This window comes from Nocardiopsis sp. LDBS1602 (assembly GCF_035818715.1).
GTDB lineage: Bacteria > Actinomycetota > Actinomycetes > Streptosporangiales > Streptosporangiaceae > Nocardiopsis > Nocardiopsis alba.
Genome location: NZ_JAYLVW010000006.1, coordinates 17,771 through 43,031, shown reverse-complemented (window position 1 = coordinate 43,031; position 25,261 = coordinate 17,771). Strand labels below are relative to the sequence as shown.

General features: G+C 70.8%; 24 protein-coding genes. 6 read left to right on the top strand and 18 right to left on the bottom strand.

Annotation, left to right across the window (positions count from 1 at the left end; translation table 11 throughout):
* Positions 1-30: 30 nt before the first annotated feature.
* From U9J66_RS18375 to U9J66_RS18350, 6 genes are all read right to left on the bottom strand, one after another.
* Complete coding sequence (locus tag U9J66_RS18375) at positions 31-2,124, bottom strand: 3-hydroxyacyl-CoA dehydrogenase NAD-binding domain-containing protein (protein WP_014911614.1); 2,094 nt, start codon at positions 2,122-2,124, stop codon at positions 31-33.
* Positions 2,121-3,296 (bottom strand): thiolase family protein, encoded by a 1,176-nt coding sequence (locus U9J66_RS18370; protein ID WP_026125200.1) that lies wholly within the window; start codon positions 3,294-3,296, stop codon positions 2,121-2,123. Before U9J66_RS18370 ends, U9J66_RS18375 begins: the two co-directional genes overlap by 4 nt.
* Before the next feature lie 181 nt (positions 3,297-3,477).
* Positions 3,478-3,978: an FBP domain-containing protein gene (locus U9J66_RS18365; protein WP_017535676.1), complete on the bottom strand. Its 501-nt coding sequence runs from the start codon at positions 3,976-3,978 to the stop codon at positions 3,478-3,480.
* Between the two features lie 89 nt (positions 3,979-4,067).
* Entirely contained in the window at positions 4,068-5,069 is a 1,002-nt protein-coding gene (locus U9J66_RS18360; RefSeq protein ID WP_014911108.1) for a tetratricopeptide repeat protein, read from the bottom strand.
* A gap of 211 nt (positions 5,070-5,280) precedes the next feature.
* Entirely contained in the window at positions 5,281-6,531 is a 1,251-nt protein-coding gene (locus U9J66_RS18355) for an HRDC domain-containing protein (protein WP_026125201.1), read from the bottom strand.
* A gap of 111 nt (positions 6,532-6,642) precedes the next feature.
* Positions 6,643-7,218 carry a DUF3000 domain-containing protein gene (locus tag U9J66_RS18350; RefSeq protein WP_014909935.1) on the bottom strand — a complete coding sequence of 192 codons (576 nt, stop codon included), beginning with the start codon at positions 7,216-7,218 and terminating at the stop codon, positions 6,643-6,645.
* Positions 7,219-7,556: 338 nt separating this feature from the next.
* On the opposite strand from U9J66_RS18350, the gene hemE reads away from it, so the two are divergent.
* Positions 7,557-8,525: a uroporphyrinogen decarboxylase gene (gene hemE / locus U9J66_RS18345; protein WP_014908338.1), complete on the top strand. Its 969-nt coding sequence runs from the start codon at positions 7,557-7,559 to the stop codon at positions 8,523-8,525.
* Positions 8,526-8,589: 64 nt separating this feature from the next.
* Here the strand turns inward: hemE and U9J66_RS18340 are convergent, their stop codons facing one another.
* Positions 8,590-9,675 (bottom strand): DUF4349 domain-containing protein, encoded by a 1,086-nt coding sequence (locus tag U9J66_RS18340; protein WP_326338249.1) that lies wholly within the window; start codon positions 9,673-9,675, stop codon positions 8,590-8,592.
* A 168-nt stretch (positions 9,676-9,843) separates the two neighbouring features.
* On the opposite strand from U9J66_RS18340, the gene hemG reads away from it, so the two are divergent.
* Both hemG and hemQ read left to right on the top strand, forming a co-directional pair.
* A complete protein-coding gene (gene hemG, locus U9J66_RS18335; RefSeq protein ID WP_202421403.1) occupies positions 9,844-11,316 on the top strand; it encodes a protoporphyrinogen oxidase in 1,473 nt (490 codons plus the stop codon).
* Positions 11,313-12,023 (top strand): hydrogen peroxide-dependent heme synthase, encoded by a 711-nt coding sequence (gene hemQ, locus U9J66_RS18330; protein ID WP_014911538.1) that lies wholly within the window; start codon positions 11,313-11,315, stop codon positions 12,021-12,023. The genes hemG and hemQ overlap by 4 nt, the downstream gene beginning before the upstream one ends.
* A gap of 69 nt (positions 12,024-12,092) precedes the next feature.
* On the opposite strand, the gene pssA is transcribed toward hemQ, so the two are convergent.
* The 3 genes from pssA to msrB form a co-directional block, all read right to left on the bottom strand.
* On the bottom strand, positions 12,093-12,890 hold the full coding sequence (gene pssA / locus U9J66_RS18325; RefSeq protein WP_014910258.1) for a CDP-diacylglycerol--serine O-phosphatidyltransferase: 798 nt from the start codon (positions 12,888-12,890) through the stop codon (positions 12,093-12,095).
* On the bottom strand, positions 12,877-13,545 hold the full coding sequence (locus tag U9J66_RS18320) for a phosphatidylserine decarboxylase (RefSeq protein ID WP_017535681.1): 669 nt from the start codon (positions 13,543-13,545) through the stop codon (positions 12,877-12,879). Before U9J66_RS18320 ends, pssA begins: the two co-directional genes overlap by 14 nt.
* Positions 13,546-13,813: 268 nt before the next feature.
* Entirely contained in the window at positions 13,814-14,260 is a 447-nt protein-coding gene (gene msrB / locus U9J66_RS18315) for a peptide-methionine (R)-S-oxide reductase MsrB (RefSeq protein WP_014910176.1), read from the bottom strand.
* Positions 14,261-14,512: 252 nt separating this feature from the next.
* On the opposite strand from msrB, the gene U9J66_RS18310 reads away from it, so the two are divergent.
* Positions 14,513-14,896, top strand: coding sequence for a hypothetical protein (locus U9J66_RS18310; protein ID WP_017535682.1), 384 nt, complete (start codon positions 14,513-14,515; stop codon positions 14,894-14,896).
* 105 nt (positions 14,897-15,001) lie between these two features.
* Here the strand turns inward: U9J66_RS18310 and U9J66_RS18305 are convergent, their stop codons facing one another.
* The 5 genes from U9J66_RS18305 to U9J66_RS18285 form a co-directional block, all read right to left on the bottom strand.
* Complete coding sequence (locus U9J66_RS18305; RefSeq protein ID WP_161110063.1) at positions 15,002-15,790, bottom strand: GntR family transcriptional regulator; 789 nt, start codon at positions 15,788-15,790, stop codon at positions 15,002-15,004.
* A 168-nt stretch (positions 15,791-15,958) separates the two neighbouring features.
* Positions 15,959-16,762: a dihydrofolate reductase family protein gene (locus U9J66_RS18300; RefSeq protein WP_017535684.1), complete on the bottom strand. Its 804-nt coding sequence runs from the start codon at positions 16,760-16,762 to the stop codon at positions 15,959-15,961.
* Positions 16,763-16,831: 69 nt separating this feature from the next.
* Positions 16,832-18,976: a glycogen debranching protein GlgX gene (glgX, locus tag U9J66_RS18295; RefSeq protein ID WP_017535685.1), complete on the bottom strand. Its 2,145-nt coding sequence runs from the start codon at positions 18,974-18,976 to the stop codon at positions 16,832-16,834.
* A 205-nt stretch (positions 18,977-19,181) separates the two neighbouring features.
* Positions 19,182-20,813 (bottom strand): acyl-CoA dehydrogenase family protein, encoded by a 1,632-nt coding sequence (locus tag U9J66_RS18290; RefSeq protein WP_326338248.1) that lies wholly within the window; start codon positions 20,811-20,813, stop codon positions 19,182-19,184.
* A gap of 109 nt (positions 20,814-20,922) precedes the next feature.
* Positions 20,923-21,579: a pyridoxine/pyridoxamine 5'-phosphate oxidase gene (locus U9J66_RS18285; protein ID WP_326338247.1), complete on the bottom strand. Its 657-nt coding sequence runs from the start codon at positions 21,577-21,579 to the stop codon at positions 20,923-20,925.
* A 118-nt stretch (positions 21,580-21,697) separates the two neighbouring features.
* On the opposite strand from U9J66_RS18285, the gene U9J66_RS18280 reads away from it, so the two are divergent.
* Positions 21,698-22,048, top strand: a complete 351-nt coding sequence (locus U9J66_RS18280) for a DUF5713 family protein (RefSeq protein WP_017535688.1) — start codon at positions 21,698-21,700, stop codon at positions 22,046-22,048.
* Between the two features lie 202 nt (positions 22,049-22,250).
* Positions 22,251-23,540 carry an MFS transporter gene (locus U9J66_RS18275; protein ID WP_202421401.1) on the top strand — a complete coding sequence of 430 codons (1,290 nt, stop codon included), beginning with the start codon at positions 22,251-22,253 and terminating at the stop codon, positions 23,538-23,540.
* Here U9J66_RS18275 and U9J66_RS18270 read toward each other — a convergent pair.
* The 3 genes from U9J66_RS18270 to U9J66_RS18260 are packed head-to-tail and all read right to left on the bottom strand — an operon-like array spanning position 23,515 to position 25,183.
* The gene (locus tag U9J66_RS18270) at positions 23,515-24,297 is read right to left on the bottom strand and encodes a sirohydrochlorin chelatase (protein WP_326338246.1); all 783 of its coding nucleotides are present in this window, start codon (positions 24,295-24,297) and stop codon (positions 23,515-23,517) included. The two genes, U9J66_RS18275 and U9J66_RS18270, sit on opposite strands and share 26 nt — an antisense overlap.
* A complete protein-coding gene (locus U9J66_RS18265) occupies positions 24,279-24,980 on the bottom strand; it encodes a phosphoadenylyl-sulfate reductase (protein ID WP_017535691.1) in 702 nt (233 codons plus the stop codon). The genes U9J66_RS18270 and U9J66_RS18265 overlap by 19 nt, the downstream gene beginning before the upstream one ends.
* Positions 24,977-25,183: a hypothetical protein gene (locus tag U9J66_RS18260; RefSeq protein WP_026125204.1), complete on the bottom strand. Its 207-nt coding sequence runs from the start codon at positions 25,181-25,183 to the stop codon at positions 24,977-24,979. The genes U9J66_RS18265 and U9J66_RS18260 overlap by 4 nt, the downstream gene beginning before the upstream one ends.
* Positions 25,184-25,261: the final 78 nt, after the last annotated feature.

The following is a 25,261-nucleotide window of genomic DNA, read 5'->3' as shown; positions in this document are numbered from 1 at the left end:
GCGGGCCCGTCGCGTGTGTCCCTCGGAAGGCTAGAAGGCCTTCGGGTCGCCTTCGTGGAACGGCTTGCCGTTCACGGCGGTGGAGACGCCGACCTTGTCCAGGTACGGGGTGATGCCACCGGTGTGGAAGGGCCAGCCCGCGCCGGTGATCAGGCACAGGTCGATGTCGGCGGCCTCGGCCACGACACCCTCCTCCAGCATCAGGTGGATCTCCTTGGCCAGCGCGCGCAGGGCGCGGTCCAGGATGGCGCTCTCCTCGGAGGGGGAGTCCCCGCCCGCGAGCAGCGCCTTCACCTCGGGGTCGATCGACAGGTCCGGCGCGAAGATCGCCGTCTTGCCGGCGTCGACCACGGCCTTCAGCTGCGGCGAGACCGCGAAACGCTCGGGGAACGCCTCGTTCAGGGTCTCGGCGACGTGCAGACCGACGGCCGGACCGACCAGCTGGAGCAGCATGAGCGGCGACATCGGCAGACCCAGCGGAGCGACCGCGCGGTCGGCCACCTCGGGCTCGGTGCCCTCGGCCACGGCGCCCAGGACCTCGCCCATGAACAGGGTGAGCAGGCGGTTGACCACGAACGCCGGGGCGTCCTTGCACAGGACCGACGTCTTCTTCAGCTTCTTGGAGACGGCGAAGGCCGTGGCCAGGGAGGCGTCGTCGGTCTTGTCCCCGCGGATGATCTCCAGCAGGGGCAGGACGGCGACCGGGTTGAAGAAGTGGAAGCCCACGACCCGCTCGGGGTGGCGAAGCCCCGAGGCCATCTCGGTGATGGACAGCGAGGAGGTGTTGGTGGCCAGGATCGCCTCGGGGGAGACCACGGCCTCCACCTCGGCGAAGACCTGCTTCTTGATGTCCATCCGCTCGAAGACGGCCTCGATGACGAAGTCGGCGTCCGAGAAGGCGTCCTTGGTCAGCGAGCCGGTGACCAGGGCCTTGAGGTGGTTGGCCTTGTCCTGGTTGACGCGCCCCTTCTTCAGGAGCTTGTCGACCTCTCCGTGGACGTAGGCCACGCCCTTGTCCAGCCGCTCCTGGTCCAGGTCGGTCATGACGACCGGGACGTCGAGGCGACGGGCGAACAGCAGGGCGAGCTGGCCGGCCATCAGACCGGCGCCGACGACGCCGACCTTGGTGACCTTGCGGGCCAGGGACTTGTCCGGGGCGCCGGCGGGACGCTTGGCGCGCTTCTGGACCAGGTCGAAGGCGTAGAGACCGGCCTTGAGCTCGGGGCTCATGATCAGGTCGGCCAGCGCCTCGTCCTCGGCGGCGAAGCCCTCGTCACGGCTGCGGTTCTTGGCCTCGGCGACCAGCTCGACGGCGCGGGCCGGGGCCGGGGCGGCGCCGTGCAGCTTGCCCTCGACGACGAACCGGGCCATGTTGACCGCGTTGTCCCAGGCCTCGCCCTTGTCGACCTCGGGGCGCTCGACCGTGACGTCGCCCTTGAGGACCTTGGCGGCCCAGCGCAGCGACTCCTCGACGAAGTCGGCGGGGTCGAAGATCGCGTCGGCGATCCCCATCTCGAAGACCTGCGGACCCTTGATCATCTTGTTCTGGGCCAGCGGGTTGTCGACGATGAGCTTGAGCGCCTTCTCCGCGCCGATCAGGTTCGGCAGGAGGTAGGTGCCGCCCCAGCCGGGGACCAGACCCAGGAACGCCTCGGGCAGGGCGAAGGCCGGGACGCCGGAGGAGATGGTGCGGTAGGTGCAGTGCAGCGCCACCTCGACGCCGCCGCCCATGGCGGCACCGTTGACCAGGGCGAAGGTCGGCACGTCCAGCTCGCCGAGCTTGCGGAACGTGTCGTGGCCCAGCTTGCCGATGGCCTCGGCCTGCTCGTGGGTCTGAATCGCGGGGACACCGGTGAGGTCGGCGCCGACGGCGAAGATGAACGGCTTGCCGGTGACGGCCACGGCCACGATGTCGGTGCGCGCCTTGGCCGCCTCGATCGCGGCGTCCAGGCTCAGTAGGCCGCCGGGGCCGAAGGTGTTCGGCTTGGTGTGGTCGTGCCCGTTGTCCAGGGTGATCAGGACGGCGGTGCCCGCACCGTAGGGGAGCTCGACGTCACGGGAGATCGCGTTGGTGACGACCTCGTCCTTGAAGAGCTCTCGGGCCTGCTCGATGGCGGTGCTCACTTGCCCCCCTCGTAGTTCGTGTTCTCCCACAGGATGGTCCCGCCCATGCCCAGGCCCACGCACATGGTGGTGATGCCGTAACGGACGTCGGGGCGCTCGGCGAACTGACGCGCGAGCTGCATCATCAGGCGGCCGCCGGAGGAGGCCAGCGGGTGGCCGATCGCGATGGCGCCGCCCCACGGGTTGACCCGGGCGTCGTCGTCGGCGATGCCGAAGTGCTCCAGGAAGGCCAGCACCTGGACGGCGAAGGCCTCGTTGATCTCGATGAGACCGATGTCGTCCATGCCGATGCCCTGGCGGGCGAGGAGCTTCTCGGTGGCCGGGACCGGGCCCACACCCATGACCTCGGGCTCGACACCGGTGAAGGAGAAGTCGACCAGGCGCATCTTGGCGTCCAGGCCCAGCTCCTCGGCGACCTCCTCGGCCATGAGCAGGGTGCCGGTGGCGCCGTCGTTGAGGCCCGCGGCGTTGCCGGGCGTCACGTTGCCGTGCGCGCGGAACGGGGTCTTGAGGCCGGCGAGCGACTCCATGGTGGTGCCGGGGCGCGGCGGCTCGTCCTGGGTGGCCAGGCCGAAGCCCTTCTCCGCGGAGCGGACCAGGGTCTCCACCAGGTCGGGCTGGATCTTGCCGTCGGCGTAGGCCTTGGCGACCTTCTCCTGGCTGCGCACCGCGTAGGCGTCGGCGCGCTCCTTGGTGATGGTCGGGTACCGGTCGTGCAGGTTCTCGGCGGTGTTGCCCATGACCAGCGCGGACGGGTCGACCAGCTTCTCGGAGATGATCCGGGGGTTGGGGTCGACGCCCTCGCCCATGGGGTGGCGGCCCATGTGCTCGACGCCACCGGCGATCACGACGTCGTAGGCACCGAAGGAGATGCCCGCGCCCGCGGTGGTCGCGGCGGTGAGCGCGCCGGCGCACATGCGGTCGATGGAGTAACCGGGGACGCTGCGCGGCAGCCCGGCGAGGATCGCGGCGGTGCGCCCGAGGGTCAGGCCCTGGTCGCCGATCTGGGTGGTGGCGGCGATGGCGACCTCGTCGACACGCTCCGGGGGCAGGCCCGGGTTGCGGCGCATCAGTTCGCGGATGACGCGGACGATCAGGTCGTCGGCGCGGGTCTCGGCGTAGAGGCCCTTGCCTGACTTGCCGAACGGGGTGCGGACCCCATCGACAAACACGACATCGCGGGCAGTTCGCGACACGATGGCCCCTCCTTCTCCAAGCGTTGGGTGGACTGTATGCGTCCATGCTACTCGCCAGTAACAAATAGTGCGAGCGGCGGGGCCGAACACATCGAAAGAAGCCGGAAGGGCTCCGCGGTGGCGGTCGCGGACACGATCCCCGCAGAGGGGATTCCCCTCAGGAGACGAGGAAACCCGTCACGAAACGGGCGAGATTGTCGCGCAGCCGCTCCACCCGTTCTTCGCGGGTGATGGTCTCCGCCGGCTGGATCAGGGGAGAGGTCCGCAGACCTCGGACGTAGAGCGGGCAGGCCAGGTCCTCGCAGACGTACAGACCGACCGAGTCCCCCTTGCGGCCCGCCGCCCCGCGCTTGGGCGCGTTGAACAGGCGGACGCCGCCGGAGGGGTGGACGGTCAGGCAGAGCGAGCAGGCCATGGTCCTGAAGAAGCCGCCCCCGCGCCCTCCGGAGGACAGGCGCAGGGCGATACCGACCAGACCCTCCTCGGAGTCGGTCACGAGGTAGGCGTGCTCCTGGGCCCGCGGGTCCCGCCACCCGAGGAACTCCATCTCCTCCCAGGGCAGCGGGGGAGCCTCTTGGGGGAGGTTCATCCTCCGGGTCTCACCCTTGGAACAGTTGACGAAGGAGGAGCGCATCTCTTCCGCGGTCGCCTCGCGCACGGTGTGTCCGTCCCTTTCGACGATGTGGTGTGGAGACGACGGTGGGCCGGGACCCGAACGGGTCCCGGCCCACCGTCGTGTGTTCCGTTCTACAGCAGGGCGTCGGCCTCGCGGTGCCGCCCGGCCGCGTTGTAGGCGCCGGCCAGGTCGCGGCGCAGTCGCAGGGTCAGCCGTCGCACCTCGGGGTCGCCGGAGGAGTTCAGCGCGACCCGGTAGGCCTCGCGCAGCACCTCCACGGCCTCGTCGGCCCGTCCGGCCTGCGTGTGGGCCCGGCCCAGACGGTGGTGCACCGTCAGGGTGTCCAGGTGTCCCTTGCCCAGTCGGCGACGACGGGCCGCGAGCACCATGCGGAGCTGGGACCCGGCCTCCTCGTAGCGCCCGGTCATGCTCAGCGCGGCGCTCAGCCCCAGGCGCAGGTCCTCTCGGCGCTCGGTCGAGGCCACGTCCTCGATCGCCCGCTCGTAGTGGGCGATGGCCGCGTCCACACGACCACTGCGCCGGTAGCAGACGGCCAGACGCGTCCGGGCCTCGACGGTGTCCTCGTCGGCCGGGCCGAACTGGCTCTCCCGCTGGCCGAGCAGGGTCTCCCACTGGCCGGCGGCGTCCGCGGGACGACCGGCGTCCTCGAAGGCCCAGGCCAGGTTCTCCCGGATGATCTCGGTCCTGGGGTGGTCGTCACCGTAGACCGCCACCGCCTCGCCCAGGGCCAGCTCGAACTGCTGCACGGCCGACTGGCGACGCCCCATCTGCGCGTACTTGGTCGCGAGGTTGTTGCGCGCGGTGATGGTGTCCGGGTGCTCGGTGCCCAGACGCTCGACCAGGGATTGGAGGGTGCGCTCCAGAGCGGCCGCGCGCATGCCCGCCGTGGGCACACGCGAGCCGGAGGACCCGGTGCCGGGCCGTGCGCCCTCGGACAGGGCGGCGGGGACCGTGGCGGGGACGCTCGCCACGGGTGCCGACACCTGCTCGGGGATGGGCGCGGACGGTTCCTCGACATGGTCCATGTGAGTGGGCAAGGCGGTCTTGGGCGACTCGACCTCGGCGGAACGCGTCAACCCGGTCCCGCGTAGCAGCGCACGCCAGAACGACAAGCAGACTCACCACATTTCCCTGATCACGTACCGGGGCCTTGTGAGCCCACGGTTCGGTACACACCCGTCGTAGAGATAACGAGCCCCTGACGATCCGGGGCACGTTTCTATAACTTAATCGGACAGCGGGCTATGGAACAGGCGTGAACCGCCCCTGAATGCCGGTGACTTCGATCACGTTTGGATTCAAAGTGTGAGAAAGGGGTAAAGGTCACCCCTCTTCGGGCACCCGCAAGGCCTTCGTCAGCGGTTCCGCCGTCAACCCGACCTGCCAGTTCCGGGCCCCTCGGGACCGCAGGAAGGCGCCCACCGAGTCCGGATCGACGGTCTCGGGAGGCGTCCAGGCCAACCTTCTGACGGTGTCGGGGAGCAGAAGGTTCTCGGTCGGCATCGTGATCTCCTCCGCGATCCGCGCCACCGTCGACTTGGCCGCGTCCAGCCGCCGTGCGGCCTCCGGCGCGCGGTCGGCCCAACGGTTCACCGGCGGAGGACCGTCGCCCGGAGCGTTGGGGCGCGGCAGCTCCGACTGGGCCATGTCCCGGGCCCGATCGATCGCCTTCAGCCACGTGGCCGGATAGCGTCGCGCCAGCTTGATGCCGAACTGGCGGATCCGGTTCAGCTCATTGGCGTCGCGCGGCATGGTCGTCGCCGCCTCCACGATCGCCGCGTCGGGCAGGACCCTGCCGGGAGAGGTGTCCCGCTCCCGCGCGATGCGATCGCGTTCGTACCAGAGCTCGCGCACGGCGGCCAGGGAACGCTGCTTACGCACCTTGTGGATCCCCGAGGTGCGTCGCCACGGATCGGCGCGCGGCTCTTTGGGCGGGGCCGCCAGGATCGCGGCGAACTCCTCACGGGCCCACTCCAGCTTGCCCGCCTCCTCCAGCTCCGCCTCCAGACGGTCCCGGAGTTCGATGAGGATCTCCACGTCCAACGCCGCGTAGCGCAGCCAGTCCTCCGGCAACGGCCGCTGGGACCAGTCCACGGCCGAGTGCTCCTTGGCCAGACGGATGTCCAACAACCGCTCCACCATGAAGCCCAGTCCGACCCGCTGATAGCCCAGCAGGCGTCCGGCCAGCTCGGTATCGAAGAGCCGACCGGGACGCAGGTTGACCTCGGCCAGACAGGGCAGGTCCTGGTGCGCGGCGTGCAGCACCACCTCGGCCTCGCCGATGGCGGCGTCGACCCCGCTCAGATCGGGACAGGCGATCGGATCGATCAGGGCCGAACCGGAACCCTCCCGACGCAGTTGCACCAGGTAGGCGCGCTGGCCGTACCGGTACCCCGACGCGCGCTCGGCGTCCACGGCGACGGGGCCGGTGCCCGCGCCCAGGGCCGCGATCACACCCGCCAGAGTGCCGGGGTCGGAGGTGACCTCGGGAAGACCCTCGCGTGGTTCCCGCAGTAGAGGTGCCCTCTCCGAGTCGTCATGGTCGGGTTCGCGGGAGTCTGTCTTGGAGTTCAACGCGTTCGCCACACCACTACGGTATGCGCTGTGGCCACCCGACGCGGTGGGCGGCCCGTCCTCGACGCTCATGGAAGCGCGCGCCCACCGCCTTCCGACCCCGGTCCGGGGTCAGGGACGTGAGCGCTGCCGGGCTATGTCGGTGACGTCCCGGGGCGGTAGCCCCGACGCCGACGCCAACAGGGCCAGCCAGGCGTTCACGTGACCGGACAGGTCCTCGGACTCCGGCGTCCACGAGGCGCGCATCTCGACCTCGGTGGTGGCGCCCTCGTGGGCCTTGGTGCCGAACCCCTCGGTGGTGGCCCGGGTGACCGTGCCGCTCAGGGTGTGGTGGGCGGCCCCGTTGGCCTCCAGGGCGTCGGTGAGCCAGCTCCAGGCGACCGGCCCCAGCAGCGGGTCGGTCGCTATCTCCGATTCCAGCTCGGAGTTGGCCTGACAGACGACCCGGAAGGGGCCGGGCCAGTCACGGGTGCCCTCGGGGTCGTACAGGACGATCAGTCGCCCCCAGGCGACCTCCTCGCCCTGGACGACGACCTCGGCCGACACGGCGGCTGTGTGGGGGGCCAGCCGTTGGGGCGCGGGGATCTCCCCGACGGTGATCTCGGGGCGCAGCAGGGGGGAGCGGAGGGCCTCGACCGCTCGCCGGAACGTCTCTTGTGCGTTCTCGGCGCTACCGACATCGGGCATGGTGGAAACGTCAGCCTTCATTTTGTGGTGATCACGTCCTGGCGGGGGTCGTTCGAACGTGGTCCGCCGATGATGTGATGGTGGGCACGGGTTCGACCGTGGCACGAGTCACCGGTGCCGGGGCGCAGATCCCCCGGCGTGTCGGGGTTTTGTGATGTTCTTGGAACCGCCGGAGCGTCAACCACCCCGGTTCGCACCCGAACGTCCCCCGGGCCGGGAGGCCTTCCTCGGTGATCCGAGTGAGAGCACCGCGACGGGCATGGCACGATCAAGGTGTGACGCTTCAAGACTCTCCATTCCTTCGCGCCTGCCGGCGTCTTCCCGTGTCCCACACCCCGGTGTGGTTCATGCGCCAGGCCGGGCGTTCCCTGCCCGAGTACCGACGGGTCCGCGCCGACGTGCCGATGCTCGAAGCGTGCGCGCGCCCCGACATGATCACCGAGATCACGATGCAGCCGGTCCGCCGGTACGACGTCGACGCCGCGATCTTCTTCAGCGACATCGTCGTTCCGCTGAAGGCCATCGGTATCGACCTCGACATCAAGCCGGGGGTCGGCCCGGTGGTCGAGGAGCCGATCCGCGACGCCTCCGACATCAAGCGTCTGCGCGATCTCGAACCCGACGACGTTCCCTACGTCACCGAGGCGGTCGGTCGACTGGTGGAGGAGCTCGGCGACAAGCCGCTGATCGGCTTCGCCGGCGCCCCCTTCACCCTGGCCTCCTACCTCATCGAGGGCGGCCCGTCGAAGAACCACGAGCACACCAAGGCGCTCATGTACGGCGAGCCCGAGCTCTGGGACGAGCTCATGCGCCGTCTGGCCTCCATCACCCTCGGGTTCCTGAAGACCCAGATCGCGGCCGGTGCCAGTGCGATCCAGCTCTTCGACTCCTGGGTCGGCGCGCTGAGCGCCGAGGACTACCGCGCCTCGGTGCTGCCCTACACCTCGTGGATCTTCGGCCAGTTGGCCGACCACGAGGTCCCGCGTATCCACTTCGGCGTGGGGACGGGTGAACTGCTGGGTCTGCTCGGCGAGGCCGGCGCCGACGTGGTCGGCGTGGACTGGCGGGTGCCGCTGGACAAGGCCGCGCAGCGGGTGCAGCCGGGCATCGCCCTCCAGGGCAACCTGGACCCGGCGACCCTGTTCGCCCCCTGGGAGGTCGTCGCCGACCGCACCCGCGACATCCTGTCCCGGGGCCGCGCCGCCGAGGGCCACATCTTCAACCTGGGCCACGGGGTGCTGCCCACCACCGACCCGACCATGCTGGAGCGCCTCACCGCGTTCGTGCACGAGGAGACCGCCGTCTGACCGACGGCCCTCCTCCGCCTCCTCGGCGCCCGCCCCTCGAAGGGGCCGGGCGCCGAGGCGCGTCTCACCCGCGTTCGGCGGTCTCTCCGGTCGTGTCCTCGGGGCCCTCGGTGTCGCGGTCCTCTCGGCCCGGGGTGGTCTCGGCCGAGACCGGTTCCGAGGAGGCGCCCTTCCTCGACCATCGGCGGAAGGGGGACCCGGAGCGTCCGCGTGCGGCCGGGCGAGCGCCCGTCCCCTCACCGGAAGGGGTGGCCGCGCGACGGCGACGCCACCACCACACCGGGCCGGCCCCGATCAGGGCTCCCGCCAGTGCGAACGGCAGCAGCCAGCCGGCGGCCACGGCCAGGCCTCCGGCGACCCCGACCAGGGCGCGCCAACCGCGCTCCAGGCCGCCCAGGAAGCCGATCGACTCGCCCGAGGGTCGTTCCTCCAGGTAGGTGGCGGGCGGGCGCAGCGACAGGTGCACCGTCGAGTAGGCGGTCTGGTTCCGCAACGCCTCCAGGCGGGCCTGGAAGGCCTCCAACGACTCCTGACGATCCTGGATCTCGCGCTCGACCCGGAGCAGGTCGTCGACGTCCTCGGCCTTCTCCAGATGTCCTCTCAGGGTCTCCAGGGCGGCCTCGGAGGAGGCGACGCGGCTCTCGACGTCGGCCACCTCCTCGGTGACGTCCTCCACCGATCGTTCGAGGTCGGAGCGGTCGCCCAGGGCGGCCAGCCCTTCGAGGGCCTCCTCGTAGCCGTCGACGGGGACGCGCAGGGTCAGCTCGCCTTCGGGGGGTTCGCCGTTCGGGGTGGAGACGCGCTCCGAGGCGACGTGACCGTCGGCCTCCACCGTCAGCTCCTTGGCCAGCTCGGCGGCCTCGGAGACGTCCTCCACACGGACGGTCATGTACGCGGTGTGGACGAGGGCGCGCTCGTCGACCTCGATGTCGGTGCCGATCGGGTCGGCGGCCTCGTCCGCCTCGGCGCCCTCCCCGTCGTAGGAGTCGAGGGCGGCCCGTTCGGGGGAACCGGCGGAGCCGTCGGCGGGCGCGGAGGCGTCCATCTCCAGGGTGGAGGCCCCGCACGAGGTCAGGAGGAGGGCGGCCAGCCCTCCGGCGATCAGGGATCCGACGGCACGGGCCGTCCGAGAGGGTGGTGAAGTGTCCATGCGCCTTGGACGCGGCCGCCCTCGAACGGGTTCGGCCCCTTCGATAACACCGGCGCAACGGGTCGAAGGCACACATGGGGGCCGGCCCTTCGCCCCTCGTCACGGGCCGGAGGTCCTCTCAGTGGACGCCGGAGCACTGTGACCGCCGACATCTGGGAAGCTGGTGACATGCCTGAAGCACCGCATGTCGTCGTGGTCGGGGGCGGGGTCTCCGGACTCACCGCCGCACACCGTCTCAACGCCCGGGGGATCACCACCACCGTGCTGGAGGCCGCCGACGTTCCGGGGGGCAAGCTGCGCGCCTCGCCGGTGGCCGGGGTGCCGGTCGACGCCGGGGCCGAGGCGGTGCTCGCCCGCAGGCCCGAGGCCGTGGACCTGTTCTCCGAACTCGGTCTGGACGACAGGGTCGTGCACCCCGGACCCGGCTCGGCCGCCATCTACAGCCGGGGCCGGATCCGCTCCCTGCCCAAGGGGCAGCTCATGGGCGTGCCCGGCGATCTGAGGGCCCTGGCCCGGAGCGGGGTGCTCTCGCCCGCGGGCACCCTGCGCGCCGCCCTGGACCTGGTCTGGCCCGGTACCCCGGTGCGCTCGGACGTGCCGGTGGCCTCCTACGTGGGGATCCGGATGGGCCGGCAGGTCGTGGACCGACTCGTCGAGCCCCTGTTGGGCGGTGTCTACGCCGGCCGAGCCGACGAACTCTCCCTCGACTCGGCCCTGCCCCAGATCGCCCCCATGGCGCGGAGCGATCGCTCCCTCATGCGGGCCGTGCACACCAGTCTCAAGGGGCGGGGCGCCGCCCCCACCAAGGCCGGTCCGGTGTTCGCCTCCCTGCGCGGCGGCGTCGCCACACTCGTGGACGCCCTGGTCGAGCGCCAGAAGGACCTGCGGACCGGGACTCGGGCGCGGGCCCTGGAACGGACCTCCCGGGGCTGGAGCGTTCGACTGGAGGGCGCCGAGAGGCGGATCGAGTGCGACGGCGTCCTGTTGGCCTGCCCGGCCCCGGAGGCCGCGCGCCTGCTCGCCGACACCGAGCCCGCCGCCGCCCGAGACCTCCGCGGGGTCGAGTACGCGAGCATGGCCCTGGTGACCTTCGCCCTGCCCGCCTCGGCCTTCCCCGCGCCCCTCACCGGAACCGGCTTCCTGGTGCCGGCGGGGGAGGGGCTCACCATCAAGGCCGCGACCTTCTCCAGCAACAAGTGGCCCTGGCTCGCCCGAGAGCTGGATAGGGTCGACCCCGGTGCCGACCTGGTCGTCCTGCGCTGCTCCATCGGACGTTTCGGGGACACGACCGTCCTGCGCCGTTCCGACGAGGAACTGGCCGCGGCGGCCTTGGCCGACCTGGCCGTGGTCACCGGCCTGAACGGCGCTCCCGTGCAGACCCGCGTCACCCGTTGGACCGACGGACTGCCCCAGTACGGGGTCGGACACGCGGGACGGGTGGAACGCGTGCGGACGGCCGTGGAGCGCCACGACGGGCTCGGCGTCTGCGGCGCCGCCTACGGAGGGGTGGGCATCCCCGCCTGTGTCGCCGACGCGGGCCGCGAGGCCGCGCGGTTGGCCGACACGCTCATCGACCACAGCAACACCGGTCTCGACGCCTCGGGCGCCGAGGGAACGAACCAGCAAGGAGACAACCCGTGACGGGCCAGCAGAACGAGGCGGTCGCCCAGGACGGCACCGACCTCAACGAACTCATCCGCTACACCATGTGGTCGGTCTTCAAGATCGACTCCCTGGAGGGCGTGGACCGCGCCGCCGCGGCCGAGGAGCTCCAGGCCCTCCTGGACAAGGCCGCCGAGCAGGGCGTCGTCACGCGCGGCGCCTACGACGTCCAGGGCTTCCGCGCCGACGCCGACATCATGTTCTGGTGGGTGGGTCGGACCCCGGAGCAGGTGCAGTCCATCTACTCCGACTTCCGTCGCACCCTCATCGGTCGCGCCGCCACCCCCGTGTGGTCGGTCGTGGGTCTGCACCGGCCCGCCGAGTTCAACCGCGGCCACGTGCCGGCCTTCCTGGCCGGCGAGGAGCCCCGCGAGAACATCTGCGTGTACCCCTTCGTGCGCTCCTACGAGTGGTACCTGCTGCCCGACGACGAGCGTCGCGCCATGCTCGCCGAGCACGGCCGTATGGCGATCCCGTATCCGGACGTGCGGGCCAACACGGTCTCCTCGTTCGGGCTCAACGACTACGAGTGGCTGCTCGCCTTCGAGGCGGACGAGCTGCACCGCATCGTGGACCTGATGCGTCACCTGCGCGGTGCCAAGGCGCGTCTGCACACGCGCGAGGAGGTGCCGTTCTACACCGGTCGGCGTAAGAGCGTGGCCGAGCTGGTCGACTCTCTGCCGTAGGCCACCACCGGGTACGACGACGGCCCCCGCGCTCATCGAGCGCGGGGGCCGTTCGGGTCCGTGGGGCGGTCACTCGACCCGGGACGCCTCCCGACGGGTGGCGATCACGTAGAACGGGATCGTGACGATGAACAGCAGCACCAGGGCGCTCATGAGGTAGATGAGCGCGTCTCCGGCCGGCAGCCCCAGACCCCAGGCGACCATGAGGACCACACCGGTGCCGAGCATGCCCAGCACCACGTAGGCCTTGCGCCCCTTGGGCTTGGGGTACTCCATCCGGCTGACCATCAGCCAGGCCACGAGCAGCACCGCGGCCACGCCGACCAGGAGCGGCGGGTCGAGCAGCACGATCGTCACCACGGCCATCGCCCCGAAGGGGCACGGCAGTCCGGTGAAGTAGTCGGCACCCGGAGCCTGACAGGAGAACCGGGCCAGCCGCACGATCACCGCGAGCAGGATCGCGCCGGCCGCCGCCACCGGCAGCGTCCAGGTACCGCCGGAGATGGTGCCCCACACGACGAAGAAGAACGCCGGGGCGACACCGAAGCTGATCACGTCGGCGAGGTTGTCCAACTCCGCGCCCATGCCGCTGCCGCCCAACTTGCGGGCGACCCGTCCGTCGAGCACGTCGAGCGAGGCGGCGATCATCATCAGACCCACGGCCGTGGCCATGGCGGTCTTGGGCAGGGGGCCGGACGCCCCGGCCGCCAGGTGCGCGCTCTGCGCGGCGGCCAGCGCGCACACGGCCAGGAAGCCGCACAGGGCGTTGCCCAGGGTGAGGTAGTCGGCGATCCCCAGGCGGAGCCGGGGGGCCTCCTCGGACACCTCGGCGGGTTCGGGCGCGCGAGCGGTGTCAGTCGGCGTCAAGGCGGGTTTCCCCGGCGCGGACCTTCTGGCCGATCTCCACCGCCGGGGCGACACCGGACGGAAGGTAGACGTCGACGCGTGACCCGAACCGGATGAGCCCGATCCTCTCGCCTTGCTCGACCTTCTGCCCCGCAGCGAGATACGGGACGATACGCCTGACCATCGCGCCGGCGATTTGAACGACCGTGATCTCACCGATCTCGGTTTCAAGGGTCCAGATGACGCGCTCATTACGCTCGCTGTCCTTGTCGAAGGCGGGCCGGAAACCCCCGGGGCGGTGCTCGACGCCGGTCACGACTCCGGCGAGGGGGGCACGGTTGACGTGCACGTTGAGTGGGTTCATGAAGACCGCGATCCGCGTGCGCCCGTCGGACCGGTGGTCGACGCTCTGGACGACACCGTCGGCCGCGGACAGGACCCGGCCGGTCGCCGGGCCGCGGTTCGGGTCGCGGAAGAACCAGGTCATCCCCGCGGCGAGGCCGATCACCGGGGCGGCGATCAGCGCGCGGGTACGGGAGCCCCGGGCGGCGATGGCGGCCGCTCCCGCGGCGCCGAGAGCCGGGATCAACCAGGGGGCCGACCCCTGGGCCATGCCCAGACGCGGACGCGCCGCCGGGCGGGGGGATGCGGAGGAGGAAGGTGAGTCGTCGGTCATCGGGCACTTTCGTCGCGGGTCGGTCTGGTCGCCCGCACATCGGTCTTCGCTGTGAGGGGTGGGCCCTGCCGGGGCGGGTCCGCCGGCGCGTGGGTCTCTCTCCGGTGGGGCGCTCTCTCCGCGCGCCCTCCGGTCGACGAGGGCCGAACGTCGGTGCGCTGGTGAGATTATCCCCGATCACTCGGGGCGGGGGAGCCGGGGAGGTCCCGGGTATCCCGCGTATCGCGGCCGTGGCCACGGGGATACCCGCCGAACCAGGATGGTAAGCCTACTCCGTGGGTTCGAGGGTGAGCGCTACGGAGTTGATGCAGTAGCGCTCGTCCGTGGGGGTGTCGTACCCCTCACCGCGAAAGACGTGTCCCAGATGGGAGTCGCAGGTGGCGCATCGCACTTCGGTGCGGATCATGCCGAGTGAGATGTCCTCGTGCAGGGTCACGGCGTCGGTGTCGGCCGGGTCGAAGAAGCTGGGCCACCCGCAGTGGGAGTCGAACTTCTCGTTCGAGCGGAACAGTTCGGCCCCGCACCCTCGGCAGCGATAGACACCGGTGGTCTTGGTGTCGACGTACTCACCGGTCCAGGGACGTTCGGTGGCGGCCTGACGGAGTACCGCGTACTCCATCGGGTCGAGGCGCTCCCGCCACTGCTCGTCGGTCCTGGGCAGGTCCTCGGGTCCCCCGCCGTTCTCGTGCGGGGCCCGGTCCGATGCGTCAGCCATGGAGAAGACGCTACCCGGAATCGGGTCCGGATGCCGACCCGCTGTCAATTGGTGTGAAAAGGGTCAACCAGTTCAGACCAAGGTAAATCATCCTTAGCGGCTACATACGCCTAACTTCACCTTTGGTGACGTTCGCTGGTGATTCATGCGGGTACGGGCTTCGCACAGGGGACAGTGGCCGAAGCACACGGGGCAGGTGACATGGCTGTTACGGCTCAACAGGCACTCGGAGTGAACAGGCGACCACTGCGTGTGGGAAGGGTCCGCTACGGGCTGTGGTGGTTGGACCAGGCGACGGTGGGCGTCCGGAATCGGGCGCGCGCGGTCACCGGGGGGACCGCCGCCGTGGGGCGGGAGTTGCGCTGGGCCGCCGAGCTCAGCGCCCGCAGCACACTGGCCGGGGTCGACCACGTCAGACCCGAACCCTGGAGCGACCGAGGTCTCCTCTGGTTGTTCGGTGGCATCTCCATCGCCGCGGTGGCGGTGGCGGTCCTCCTGGGGTTCGGAATGGCGCACTGGGCGATGACCTCGTCCGGTGCCACGCTGTTCGCCGCGGCGGGGGCCGTGGCGGTGGGAGTCGTCCTCCTGCCGCTGGCCTACCTGGTCTTCGCCTCCAAGCGGCGGGGCCGCCGATAGGGCAGGACGTACGAACGACGGCACCGAGGAACGGAAAGACGATACGAGCGCGGTGGAGGGGCCTCCCGAGAGGGGAGCCCCTCCTTCGCGCGAGGGGGAGCGGGGTCAGGCGTCGAAGTCGTACTGGAGCACGTACGCCGAACCGTCCATGACGATCTCGTTGAACTCCACCGGCCGGTGGTCGTCGGTCAGGGCGGTCCGGGCCATCTCCAACACGGGCGTCCCCGGGAACAGGGTCAGATCGCGGGCCTCCTCGGGGGTGGGCATACGGACCCGGATCTCCTCGGTGAAGCGGGCCGGCGCGTGCCCCGCCTCGGCCAGCCGGGCGTAGATCCCGCCGGGGCCGCTGTCGTGGGCGCGTACCCGTCGCGCGGACTCGGAGTCCTCGTCGCCCTCCCACAGGGCCCGCGGAAGGTGGGACACGGCGCTCTGTACGGGACGGCCGTCGACGAGATAGCGCCGAGAGCGTCGGATCACCCTGCTGGCCCCGGGCAGGTCCAGGGCGCGCAGCACGTGATCCTCGGGTACCACCTCGTCGACGATCAACCCCTCCACCTCGTAGCCGCGGGTGTCGCTGTCGGTCATCCAGATCGCCCGTCCCGACCCCCAGTTCTCCTTGGACAGGCGACGGGCGCCGTGCCTTCTCAGAGGACGGAACAGGCGCACGTAGATGCCGGAACCGCGCACGGCCACGGCCAGCCCCTCGTTGGTGAGCACCGAGAGCGCCTGTCGAGCGGTCGCCCGCGCGATCCCGTACCGCTCCATGAGGGCGTTCTCCCCCGGAAGACGGTCGCCGTCGGCGTATTGTCCGGAGCGGATCCGTCCTCGAATTTCCTCGGCTATCTCCCTGTAGACCGGGGCTGATCCGTTTTCGGACGTCGACACCACGTTCATCCTCTCGCCCAGGGGGACCACACCGGTGAGCCCCGTCGATGCGGCGCGCCCAGTAACAGCTCTCGGGTGGACGGCACACCACGGGTATGTCCGATTGCGGGAGGGTTCATGCGTCATTGTGGGACGACCGGAACGGAGTGGTGATGGAGGTGTTCTCAGGGGAATACATCATTCCCTGACGTAACGGGCGAACAGATTCCCCTCGTTCTCCAGAAGGTGCGCCAAACGCAGAGGGACGTTCTCCTGCGAAAGGTGTCCGGCCTCCCCGGCCGCCGGCGGAGGGGCCGCCACGATCCGGGGCGAACCCACACCCAGAAGACGCGGGCTCGTCGTCAGACACAGTTCGTCCAACAAACCCGCCGCGACGAACTCCCCGAGCAGGTGCGGGCCCCCTTCCGTCAGCACCCGGTACAGACCCCGCTCGGCCAACGCCCGAACGATGTGGGCGGGGCGTACGGACACGTCGTCGACGATCACGACGTCGGCGTGCGCAGAGACGCGTTCCAACCGTTCGATCGGGGCGTCGGCGACGGTGAACACGATGGTGCGCGCGTCCTCGGGGGCGGTCTCCAACAGGGCGTCGTCCAGTTCGAGCGAACGGGTGACCACCGCGATCCTCGGGGTCGCCGGACGCCCGGCCCGGAGCCGCTCCCACACCTCGCGGGGGCGGACCGGACGGTAGCCCTCCTGCCGGGCGGTCGCGGCGCCCACCACCACGACGTCGCACAGACCGCGCAGGACGCCCATGATCCGACGGTCGGGGGCCGAGGACAGGTCGCGGCTGCGCCCCGACGGTCCGATGGCACCACCGTCGGCGCTGGCGACCATGTTGGCGCGGACCCAGGGCCGGTCCGAGACCGGCGGATAGGCGTAGGCCTCGGCCGGATCGACGTCGACCCGGCCGGGGACGGGCAGGAGTTCGCGAAGGCTCGCGGGGCTCGAGGCGCCCCCCGCGTCGTGTGTGCTCGACATGGTCACCCAGGCTAACGGGGAGGCCCTCCCCTCCGGGGCGCACGGGGCGCACCGGAGGGGCGAGGACGGTCAGGCCCTGCGGTGCGCGGCCCGACGCAGCAGGATCAGGGCCCGGTCGATCACCCGGACCGGGCCACCGGCGGGGATCGGCGGACGTCCCACCACGTCCGGATCGGCGGTGTCCAGGATCGTCTCCCAGCTCATGCCGTACGCGGTCCCCGGCAGTTTGAACTCCACCGGCTCGGGACCGTTGTTGAGCAGCAGTACGAACGAGTCGTCCCGGATGGGGCGGCCGCGTGTGTCGGGTTCGGTGATGGCGTCCCCGTTGAGGAACACGCCCAGGGCCCGTTCCGGATCGTTCCAGTCGGGCCCCTCCATGGTCGACCCGTCCGGGCGCAGCCAAGAGATGTCGGGGAGCCCGTCCGAGCCGGCCCTCCCGCTCTCGATCGGGCTGCCCCGGAAGAAGCGGCGGCGTCGGAACACCGGATGTTCGCTGCGCAGTCGGGCCAGCCCGCGCACGTAGTCCAGGAGGTCGTTCTCCGGGTACTCCCCGGCCAGGCCCGCGCCCTCCCAGTCGATCCAGGCGATCTCGTTGTCCTGGCAGTAGGCGTTGTTGTTGCCCTTCTGCGTACGTCCGATCTCGTCGCCGTGCGAGAGCATCACCACGCCCTGGGACAGGTACAGGGTGGCCAGGTGGTTGCGCACCTGTCTACGGCGCAGGGTGAGGATGGCCGGGTCGTCGGTGGGTCCCTCCACCCCGTGGTTCCAGGACCGGTTGTCGTCGGTCCCGTCCCGGTTCTCCTCGCCGTTGGCCTCGTTGTGCTTGTGGTCGTAGGAGACCAGGTCGGCCAGGGTGAAGCCGTCGTGGCAGGTGATGAAGTTGATCGAGGCCACGGGGCGACGCCCGTCGTCCTGATACAGGTCGCTGGAGCCGGCCAACCGGGAGGCCAGCTCGCCCTTGACCGGCTCGCCGCGCCAGAAGTCGCGCACGGTGTCGCGGTACTTGCCGTTCCACTCCGTCCACAACGGCGGGAAGTTGCCGACCTGGTAGCCGCCCGGCCCCACGTCCCAGGGTTCGGCGATCAGCTTGACCTGGGAGATCACCGGATCCTGCTGGACGATGTCGAAGAACGTGCTCAGCCGGTCCACGTCGTGGAACTCTCGGGCCAGCGCCGAGGCCAGGTCGAAACGGAACCCGTCCACGTGCATCTCCAGGACCCAGTACCTCAGGGAGTCCATGATGAGCTGGAGCGAGTGCGGGTGCCGCACGTTCAGACTGTTGCCGCAGCCGGTGTAGTCGAGGTAGTAGCGCTGGTCCTCGTCGGAGACCCGGTAGTAGCCCAGGTTGTCGATACCGCGCCAGGACAGGGTCGGCCCCATGTGGTCGCCCTCGGCGGTGTGGTTGTAGACCACGTCGAGCAGCACCTCGATGCCCGCCTCGTGCAGCGACTTCACCATCGCCTTGAACTCCTGGACCTGTTGCCCTCGGGAACCGAGCGCCGCGTAGCCGCTGTGCGGGGCCAGGAAGGCCAGGGTGTTGTACCCCCAGTAGTTGGTCAGCCCGCGCGCCACCATGGCGTGCTCGGGAACGAAGTGGTGGACGGGCATGAGCTCGACCGCGGTCACCCCCAGCGAGGTGAGGTAGTCGATCATCACCGGGTGGGCCAGCCCGGAGTAGGTCCCCCTCTGGTGTTCGGGGATGCCCGGGTGGCGCATGGTCAGACCGCGGACGTGGGTCTCGTAGATCACCGTCCGGTGGTAGGGGGTGCTCGGGCGCGACTCGTTCCCCCAGTCGAAGAACGGGCTCACCACCACACATTTGGGCACGTAGGGGGCGCTGTCGGCGGTGTTCTTACGGGTCGGATCCGTGAAGTGGTAGCTGAACAGAGATTCGTGCCAGGTGAGCTCGCCGTTGAGCGCCTTGGCGTAGGGGTCGGTGAGCAGCTTGTTCGGGTTGCAGCGCAGTCCGTGCTCGGGCGCGTAGGGCCCGTGTACGCGGTATCCGTATTGTTGGCCCGGCCCCACGCCGGGCAGGTAACCGTGCCATACGAAACCGTCGTATTCGGTCAGGGATATTCGGGTCTCCGTCCCCTCGTCGTCGAACAGGCAGAGGTCCACCTGTTCGGCCGCTTCGGAGAAGAGGGAGAAATTGGTCCCGGAACCGTCGTAGGTAGCACCGAGCGGATAGGGGCTACCAGGCCAGACTTCCACCATAGGCGTCGTCAGTCTCTTGAGTGTCGGGGCCCTGGATGGGCGTTTTCAGTTGCGACATCTTCCTTCCGCCTTGAGCACGGAAGTATGCCGAACTGGGCCGATGATCTTCTTCGACGACCGTTCCGGGTGTTGTGTCCTATATGTGAATGATGGACGATTTCCTAAGAGAAAAAGGAAATCGCCTTTTCCGCTCGGTGCGATTCGATCAGGAACGCGGCCTGGCCCGCTCCAGGATCGCCTCGGTGTCCACACCTCGGGGCAGGGTGCCGAACACGTGCCCCCACTCCCCGTCCAACCGGCTGCGGGTGAACGCCTCGGCCACCGGGGACGGCGCGTGGCGCAGCAGGACCGACGCCTGTAGGGCCAGCGCCATCAGCTCCACCACCGAACGCGCCCGGAAGGCCATCTCCTCCGTGTCGCCCAGGGTCCGCCTCAGCCGCTTCAACGCGTCGTCGTAGCGCCGGTCGACCCCCTCGGCCTCGCCCAGCTCGGAGAGGAAGGCCTCCACCGCCTCGGGGGAGCGGGACATCGCGCGCAGCACGTCCAGCGCGGCCACGTTCCCCGATCCCTCCCAGATGGAGTTGAGCGGCGAGTCGCGGAACAGTCGCGGCATCCCGGACTCCTCCACGTAGCCGTTGCCGCCCAGACACTCCAGGGCCTCGGCCGCGTGGGCGGGCTGGCGCTTGGTCACCCAGAACTTGCCCACGGCCACCCCCAGGCGACGGAAGGCGGTCTCGCGCTCGTCACCGTGCACGGAGCGGTCCACCGCGCCCGCCAGACGCGTCATCAAGGCGGTGGCGGCCTCCGACTCCAGTGCCAGGTCGGCGAGCACGTTGCGCATCAACGGCTGCTCCACCAGAGGCGCCCCGAAGGCGCCGCGCGTGCGGGCGTGGTTCAGCGCGTGCACCACGGCGGCGCGCATCCCCGAGGCCGAACCGATCACGCAGTCCAGCCGGGTGCTGTTGACCATCTCGATGATGGTGGGCACCCCGCGCCCCGGCTCGCCCACCATGTACGCGACCGCGTTCTCGTACTCCAGCTCGGCGGAGGCGTTGGACCGGTTGCCGAGCTTGTCCTTGAGCCGCTGCACGAACAGCGCGTTGCGGGTACCGTCCTCCAGGACCCGGGGCACGAGGAAGCACGTGGGCCCCTCGGGGGTCCGCGCCAGGGTGAGGAACAGGTCGCTCATGGGCGCGGAGGTGAACCACTTGTGCCCGGTGAGCAGGTGGTGCCCCTCGGAGGTGGGCACCGCGCGCGTGGTGTTGGCGCGTACGTCCGAGCCGCCCTGCTTCTCCGTCATGGACATGCCGGCGATGAGACCGCTCTTGCCCGCCGGGGGACGCAGCCCGAAGTCGTAGGTGCGGGAGGTGAGCAGCGGCTCGTACCGTTCGGCCAGCTCCGGGGCGTGACGCAGCGCCGGGACCGCGGCGTAGGTCATCGAGATGGGGCACCCGTGCCCGCTCTCGGGCTGCGACCACAGGAAGAACTTCGCCGCCCGGGCCACGTGCGCGCCCTCCCGTTCCTCGGCCCAGGGCGCGGCGTGCAGACCGTTCTCCACGGCCTGGTCCATGAGCACGTGGTAGGCGGGCTGGTAGTCGACCTCGTCCACACGGTTGCCGTAGCGGTCGTGCGTGCGCAGCACCGGCGTGTAGGTGTTGGCGGCCTCGCCCCAGGCACGGACCCGCTCGGATCCGGCGGCGACGCCGACGCGGCGCACGTCCGGTTCGGCCCAACCGGCGCCCTCGCGCCGCAGCCCCTCCAGCAGGGCCGGATCCTCGGCCGCGTCGTAGTCGCCGAGCGGGGCGGCCTGGTTGAAGACCTCGTGAGTGGCGGGCATACCGGCTCCGTTCCTGGGTCGGGCGGCGGACGGGTGACGGGCATCCTATCCGTCCGCCGCCCGTGAACCCGAATCAGGTTCGGTCATGTGGGGGAGACGCCTCGCCGGCTCACGGCCAGAGCAGCCCGCGCCGCCAACCCGACCCCGCCCGCTCGTACCGCAGGCGGGTGTGCCGACGGTCCGGATCGGCCTGCCAGAACTCCACCCGCGTCGGACGCACCAGGTACAGCCCCCAGTCGTCGGGCGCCAGGGCGGGGTCGGCCCTCAACCTCTCACGGCTGCGTTCGGCCGTCCGGTGGATCTCCGACAGTTCGTCGAGGGGTTCGCTCTGCCGTCCGTGCAGACCGGCCACCCTGCCCTCCAACGGCCGGTTCCGGAAGTCGGCCGCCCGGGCCTCGGCCTCGGCGAGTTCGGCCCGACCCGTCACCCGCACCTGGCGTCCTCGCGGACCCCAGAAGAACAACAGGGCCACGTTCGGGTCGTCCGCGAGGTCGCGCCCCTTGGCCGAGGTCGTGGTGGTGGCGAACCACCAGCCCTCGTCGGTGAGGTCCTTCAGGATGAGGACCCGCGCCGAGGGGACCCCGTCCGCGTCGACGGTGGCCACCGTCATCGCGTGGGGCTCGTCCACCTCGGTCGCCACCGCGTCGGCGAACCATTCCCGGAACAACTCCAGCGGATCCTCCGGCGCCGAGTCGGGATCGAAGGATCCCAACGGCCCCGCGAACACCTTCAGCCCCCGCAGTAGGTCCCGCATCCCCTCGCCCATCGTGCCCCTTCCGTCCGGTCGATGTCCGTTCGTCGAACCTATCGAGGCCTCGGTGACGGAAGTGTCGTAGGCGTCCCGAAGAATCCCCTCGCACCCTTCGCACCACGAGGAGACACATATGAACAGCGACACCACCGCCCCCACGGGACCGGACCCGGACTCCCTGCTCGTCGGGATGTACCGGGACCCCTACTTCCCGGACCACCTCGTGGACCGCGGCAAGGCGATCCTGCTGCGCCTGAGCGCGCGGATCGAGGCCGAACGCCCCGCCGACCTCGACGCGCTGTACGTCCTCACCCACGCGGCCACCGAGGAGTTCAACGACCTGGAGGAGGAGTTCGGAGCGGCCGGCAGCGAGATCGAGACCGTGGCCAGGGACGAGATCGGCGAGTCCTTCCGGCGGGTGGCCACCGCACACGGGTTCCACGACGCCGATCCCGAGGAGCTCATCGCGCCCCGCGAGTGGTGAATCACCGGAAGGGCGGTGCCCGCCTCGCTCGAACGTCGACGACATGGCGTTCGACCGCCCTTCCACGCGGCCGCCGGGGGCGCCGACCCCGCCCGGTTTCGCACCTCGTGTCCTCGATACGATGCCCTGGCCGTGGCGTCCCGGTCCATGACATCCGGTGACGGGACGACCGGCGTGGGGATCGGAGCGGGAAGAGGAGACCATGACGGACGCGGAACCTCCCGAACGCTCCTGGTGGCTGTGGTCCCTCCTGGGCAGCGTCGTGCTCACCCACACCGCACTCAACCTCGCCCGACCCCTCATCTCCTATCGGACCATCGCGGTGGGCGGCGACGCCGTCGAGGTCGGCCTGGTCACGGCGGCCTACGCGCTCCTGCCCCTGCTCATCGCGGTCCCCTTGGGGCGTTCCATCGACCGCTCGGCGCGCATCGCCTGGATCGTCGGCCTGGGCGCGGCCGTCCTCGCGTTGGGCGGGCTGTCCCTGGCGCTCTCCGGCGGACTGTTCGGGATCGCCCTGGCGAGCACGATCGTCGGCGTCGGCCACCTGCTGTGCATGGTGGCCGGACAGGGCCTCATCGCCCGATACTCGCGCCCCGGCCACCTGGACCGCGACTTCGGCTGGTTCACCGCGGCCGCCTCCCTGGGCCAACTCGTCGGTCCCCTCATCTCGGGCGCCGTCCTCGGAGACACCTCCGGCGCGGCCCTGCTCTCGGCCACCTCCGTCGCTCTGGCCGTGGCCGGGGTCACCGCCGCGCTGGGCGTCCTCCCGTTGCTGCCGCTCGCGCGGCTGAGACCGTCACGGCGCGCCGCGGACCGGCGAGACACCCCGCCGGTGCCCACCCGCGACCTGCTGCGACAGCGCGGCATGCCCTCCGCGCTGCTCACCAGCCTGGCCCTGCTGTCGGCGGTCGACATCCTCACCGCCTTCCTGCCGCTCATCGCGGAGAGTCGGGGCATCTCCCCGATGCTGGTCGGCGTCCTGCTGAGCCTGCGCGCGGGCTCCTCCCTGCTCTCCCGCCTGATCCTGCAAGCGCTGTTGCGCCGCTGGTCGCGTGGGACGCTCATCGTGACCAGCACCTTCGTCGCCGCCGTCGCCCTGGCCCTGGTCGCCCTGCCCACGGGAGGCTTCGCGGTCCTGGCGGTGGTGCTGGTCCTGGGCGGGTTCCTTCTGGGCCTGGGGCAGCCCCTGACGATGGCCGAGGTCGCCACCCTGGCCCCGGAGGGCTCTCGTGGGGCCGTCCTGGCGCTGCGGGTCTGGGGCAACCGGTTGGGCCAGGTGGCCATCCCCGCCGCGGCGGCGGGGGTCGCCGGAGCGGTGGGGGCTCCCGGAGCCCTGCTCTTCTCCGCCGGGGTCCTGCTGATCGCCTCGGTCACCGCCCTGCGCTCGGGCTCCGGAGACGCCGAACGGGCGGCCGGGGAAGAGCCGCCCGTCCGACGTCCCGCCGAGGGACGTCCCCGAAGAGGGTTCAGGTCACGCCGTACGGAGAGGTGACCATGGCGTCGTACCTCTCCCACACCACCTCGGCGAGCTCCGGAGCGTCGCCCAGGGCCTCGGAGACCACGGAGGCCCCCGACGCCACCGAACGTTCGCGCACTCGGTCGGCGAAGTACCCCGGGGCCAAAAGGTAGGTGGAGACCGCCACCCGCTCGGCGCCGTCCGCCAGCAGGGCCGCGACCGCCTCGTCCGGAGTGGGGGAGGAGGCGGAGGCGTAGGCCGCCCGCACCTCGCGCCACGGCCCCCGTTCGGCGAGCAGGCGGCCCAGTTCCGCCACCACGGCGTCGGCCTCCGGATCGCTCGAACCCGCCGAGGCCAGGACCAGCGCCGTCCCAGGATCGGCGGACGCCCCGGCCTCGGCCAACCGGCGCTCCACCGCCTCCGGCAACAGCGGATGAGGTCCCAGCGTGTCGGCGTAGTGGACGCGCAGCCACGGACTCCGTTCCCGGACCCCTGCCATGGCCCGGGGCAGGTCCACCTTGCTGTGGAAGGCCGCCGTCAGCAGGGCCGGCAGGACCACGACCTCGCCCGCGCCCTCCGAGGCGAGCCCCTCCAGGGCCTCCTCGACACCGGGCTCGACATGGTCCAGGTAGGCCAGACGCACCTCCGTCCCGGGACGCAGGGCGCGCACCCGGGAGAAGAGCGCCTCGACCGCCGCGGCCGACCTCGGATCGCGGCTGCCGTGCGCCACCGCCAACAGCGGCACCGAGGAGACCGTGCTCTCGCCCCGGGCGCTCATACGTGGATCCCGCATTCGGTCTTGCCCGTCCCGGCCCAGCGGCCGCTGCGCGGATCCTCGCCGGGCGCGACCCGCCGGGTGCACGGCTCACAGCCGATGGAGGGGTAGCCGTCGTACTGGAGCGGGTTCACCAGCACACCGTGTTCGCTCATGTAGGCGTCCACCTCCTCCTGGGTCCACCGGGCGATCGGATTGACCTTGGTCATCCGGCGCCGCCGGTCCCACTGCACGACCGGGGTATCGCGTCGTGTCGCCGCGTCCTGCCTGCGCAGCCCGGTCAACCAGGCCGAGTAGGGTTCCAGCGCCTTGCGCAGCGGCTCCACCTTGCGCAGGTGGCAGCAGATGCCGGGGTCGCGGTTGTGCAGCCTCGGGCCCAGGGCCAGGTCCTGCTCGGCCACCGTTCGCACCGGCTCCACGTTGACGAGGTTGATGTCGTAGATGGACGCGACGGCGTCGCGGGTACCGATGGTCTCGGGAAAGTGGTATCCGGTGTCCAGGAAGATCACGTCGATCCCCGGGACCGCCTTGGAGACGATGTCGACCATGAGGGCGTCGGCCATCGAGGAGGTCATGCACAGCCGGTCGCCGAAGGTCTCCGCGGCCCAGAGGACGATCTCCCGGGCCGTGGCCTCCTCCAGCTCCCGGGCCGCGCGCTCGGCCGACTCGGGACCTCCGGGGCGGGTGATGGTGGTGCTCATACGTTCCCTTCCATCGGTCTGGACGCGGCGCCGTCCGAGGAGAACGACGCCGATCGCAGGCCCACGTACTTGACCCGGAACACCCGGGCGCAGGACAGGCAGGCCCAGGGGTAGCCCTCGCCCTTGACGGCGGCCCCCTCCTCGGGCACGAGGTCCTCGTCGCCGCAGTAGGGGCAGTAGTAAGGTGCGGCCCTTTCGGACACGACGCACCTCTCCTTCCGATCGGGCCCGGCCCGACGATCCGGGGCCGGGAGGGTCCCCGGGCGCGGGCCCGGGGACCC

What these genes read in the sequence shown, in the direction of transcription:
- U9J66_RS18275 (WP_202421401.1), top strand. Translation starts at nt 22,251, where the DNA reads ATGACGGACGCGGAACCTCCCGAACGCTCCTGGTGGCTGTGGTCCCTC.
- msrB (WP_014910176.1), bottom strand. Translation starts at nt 14,260, where the DNA reads ATGGCTGACGCATCGGACCGGGCCCCGCACGAGAACGGCGGGGGACCC.
- U9J66_RS18290 (WP_326338248.1), bottom strand. Translation starts at nt 20,813, where the DNA reads ATGCCCGCCACTCACGAGGTCTTCAACCAGGCCGCCCCGCTCGGCGAC.
- U9J66_RS18320 (WP_017535681.1), bottom strand. Translation starts at nt 13,545, where the DNA reads ATGACCGACGACTCACCTTCCTCCTCCGCATCCCCCCGCCCGGCGGCG.
- glgX (WP_017535685.1), bottom strand. Translation starts at nt 18,976, where the DNA reads ATGGTGGAAGTCTGGCCTGGTAGCCCCTATCCGCTCGGTGCTACCTAC.
- U9J66_RS18285 (WP_326338247.1), bottom strand. Translation starts at nt 21,579, where the DNA reads ATGGGCGAGGGGATGCGGGACCTACTGCGGGGGCTGAAGGTGTTCGCG.
- U9J66_RS18340 (WP_326338249.1), bottom strand. Translation starts at nt 9,675, where the DNA reads ATGGACACTTCACCACCCTCTCGGACGGCCCGTGCCGTCGGATCCCTG.
- U9J66_RS18280 (WP_017535688.1), top strand. Translation starts at nt 21,698, where the DNA reads ATGAACAGCGACACCACCGCCCCCACGGGACCGGACCCGGACTCCCTG.
- U9J66_RS18265 (WP_017535691.1), bottom strand. Translation starts at nt 24,980, where the DNA reads ATGAGCACCACCATCACCCGCCCCGGAGGTCCCGAGTCGGCCGAGCGC.
- U9J66_RS18305 (WP_161110063.1), bottom strand. Translation starts at nt 15,790, where the DNA reads ATGAACGTGGTGTCGACGTCCGAAAACGGATCAGCCCCGGTCTACAGG.
- U9J66_RS18350 (WP_014909935.1), bottom strand. Translation starts at nt 7,218, where the DNA reads ATGCCCGATGTCGGTAGCGCCGAGAACGCACAAGAGACGTTCCGGCGA.
- U9J66_RS18300 (WP_017535684.1), bottom strand. Translation starts at nt 16,762, where the DNA reads ATGTCGAGCACACACGACGCGGGGGGCGCCTCGAGCCCCGCGAGCCTT.
- hemG (WP_202421403.1), top strand. Translation starts at nt 9,844, where the DNA reads ATGCCTGAAGCACCGCATGTCGTCGTGGTCGGGGGCGGGGTCTCCGGA.
- U9J66_RS18270 (WP_326338246.1), bottom strand. Translation starts at nt 24,297, where the DNA reads ATGCGGGATCCACGTATGAGCGCCCGGGGCGAGAGCACGGTCTCCTCG.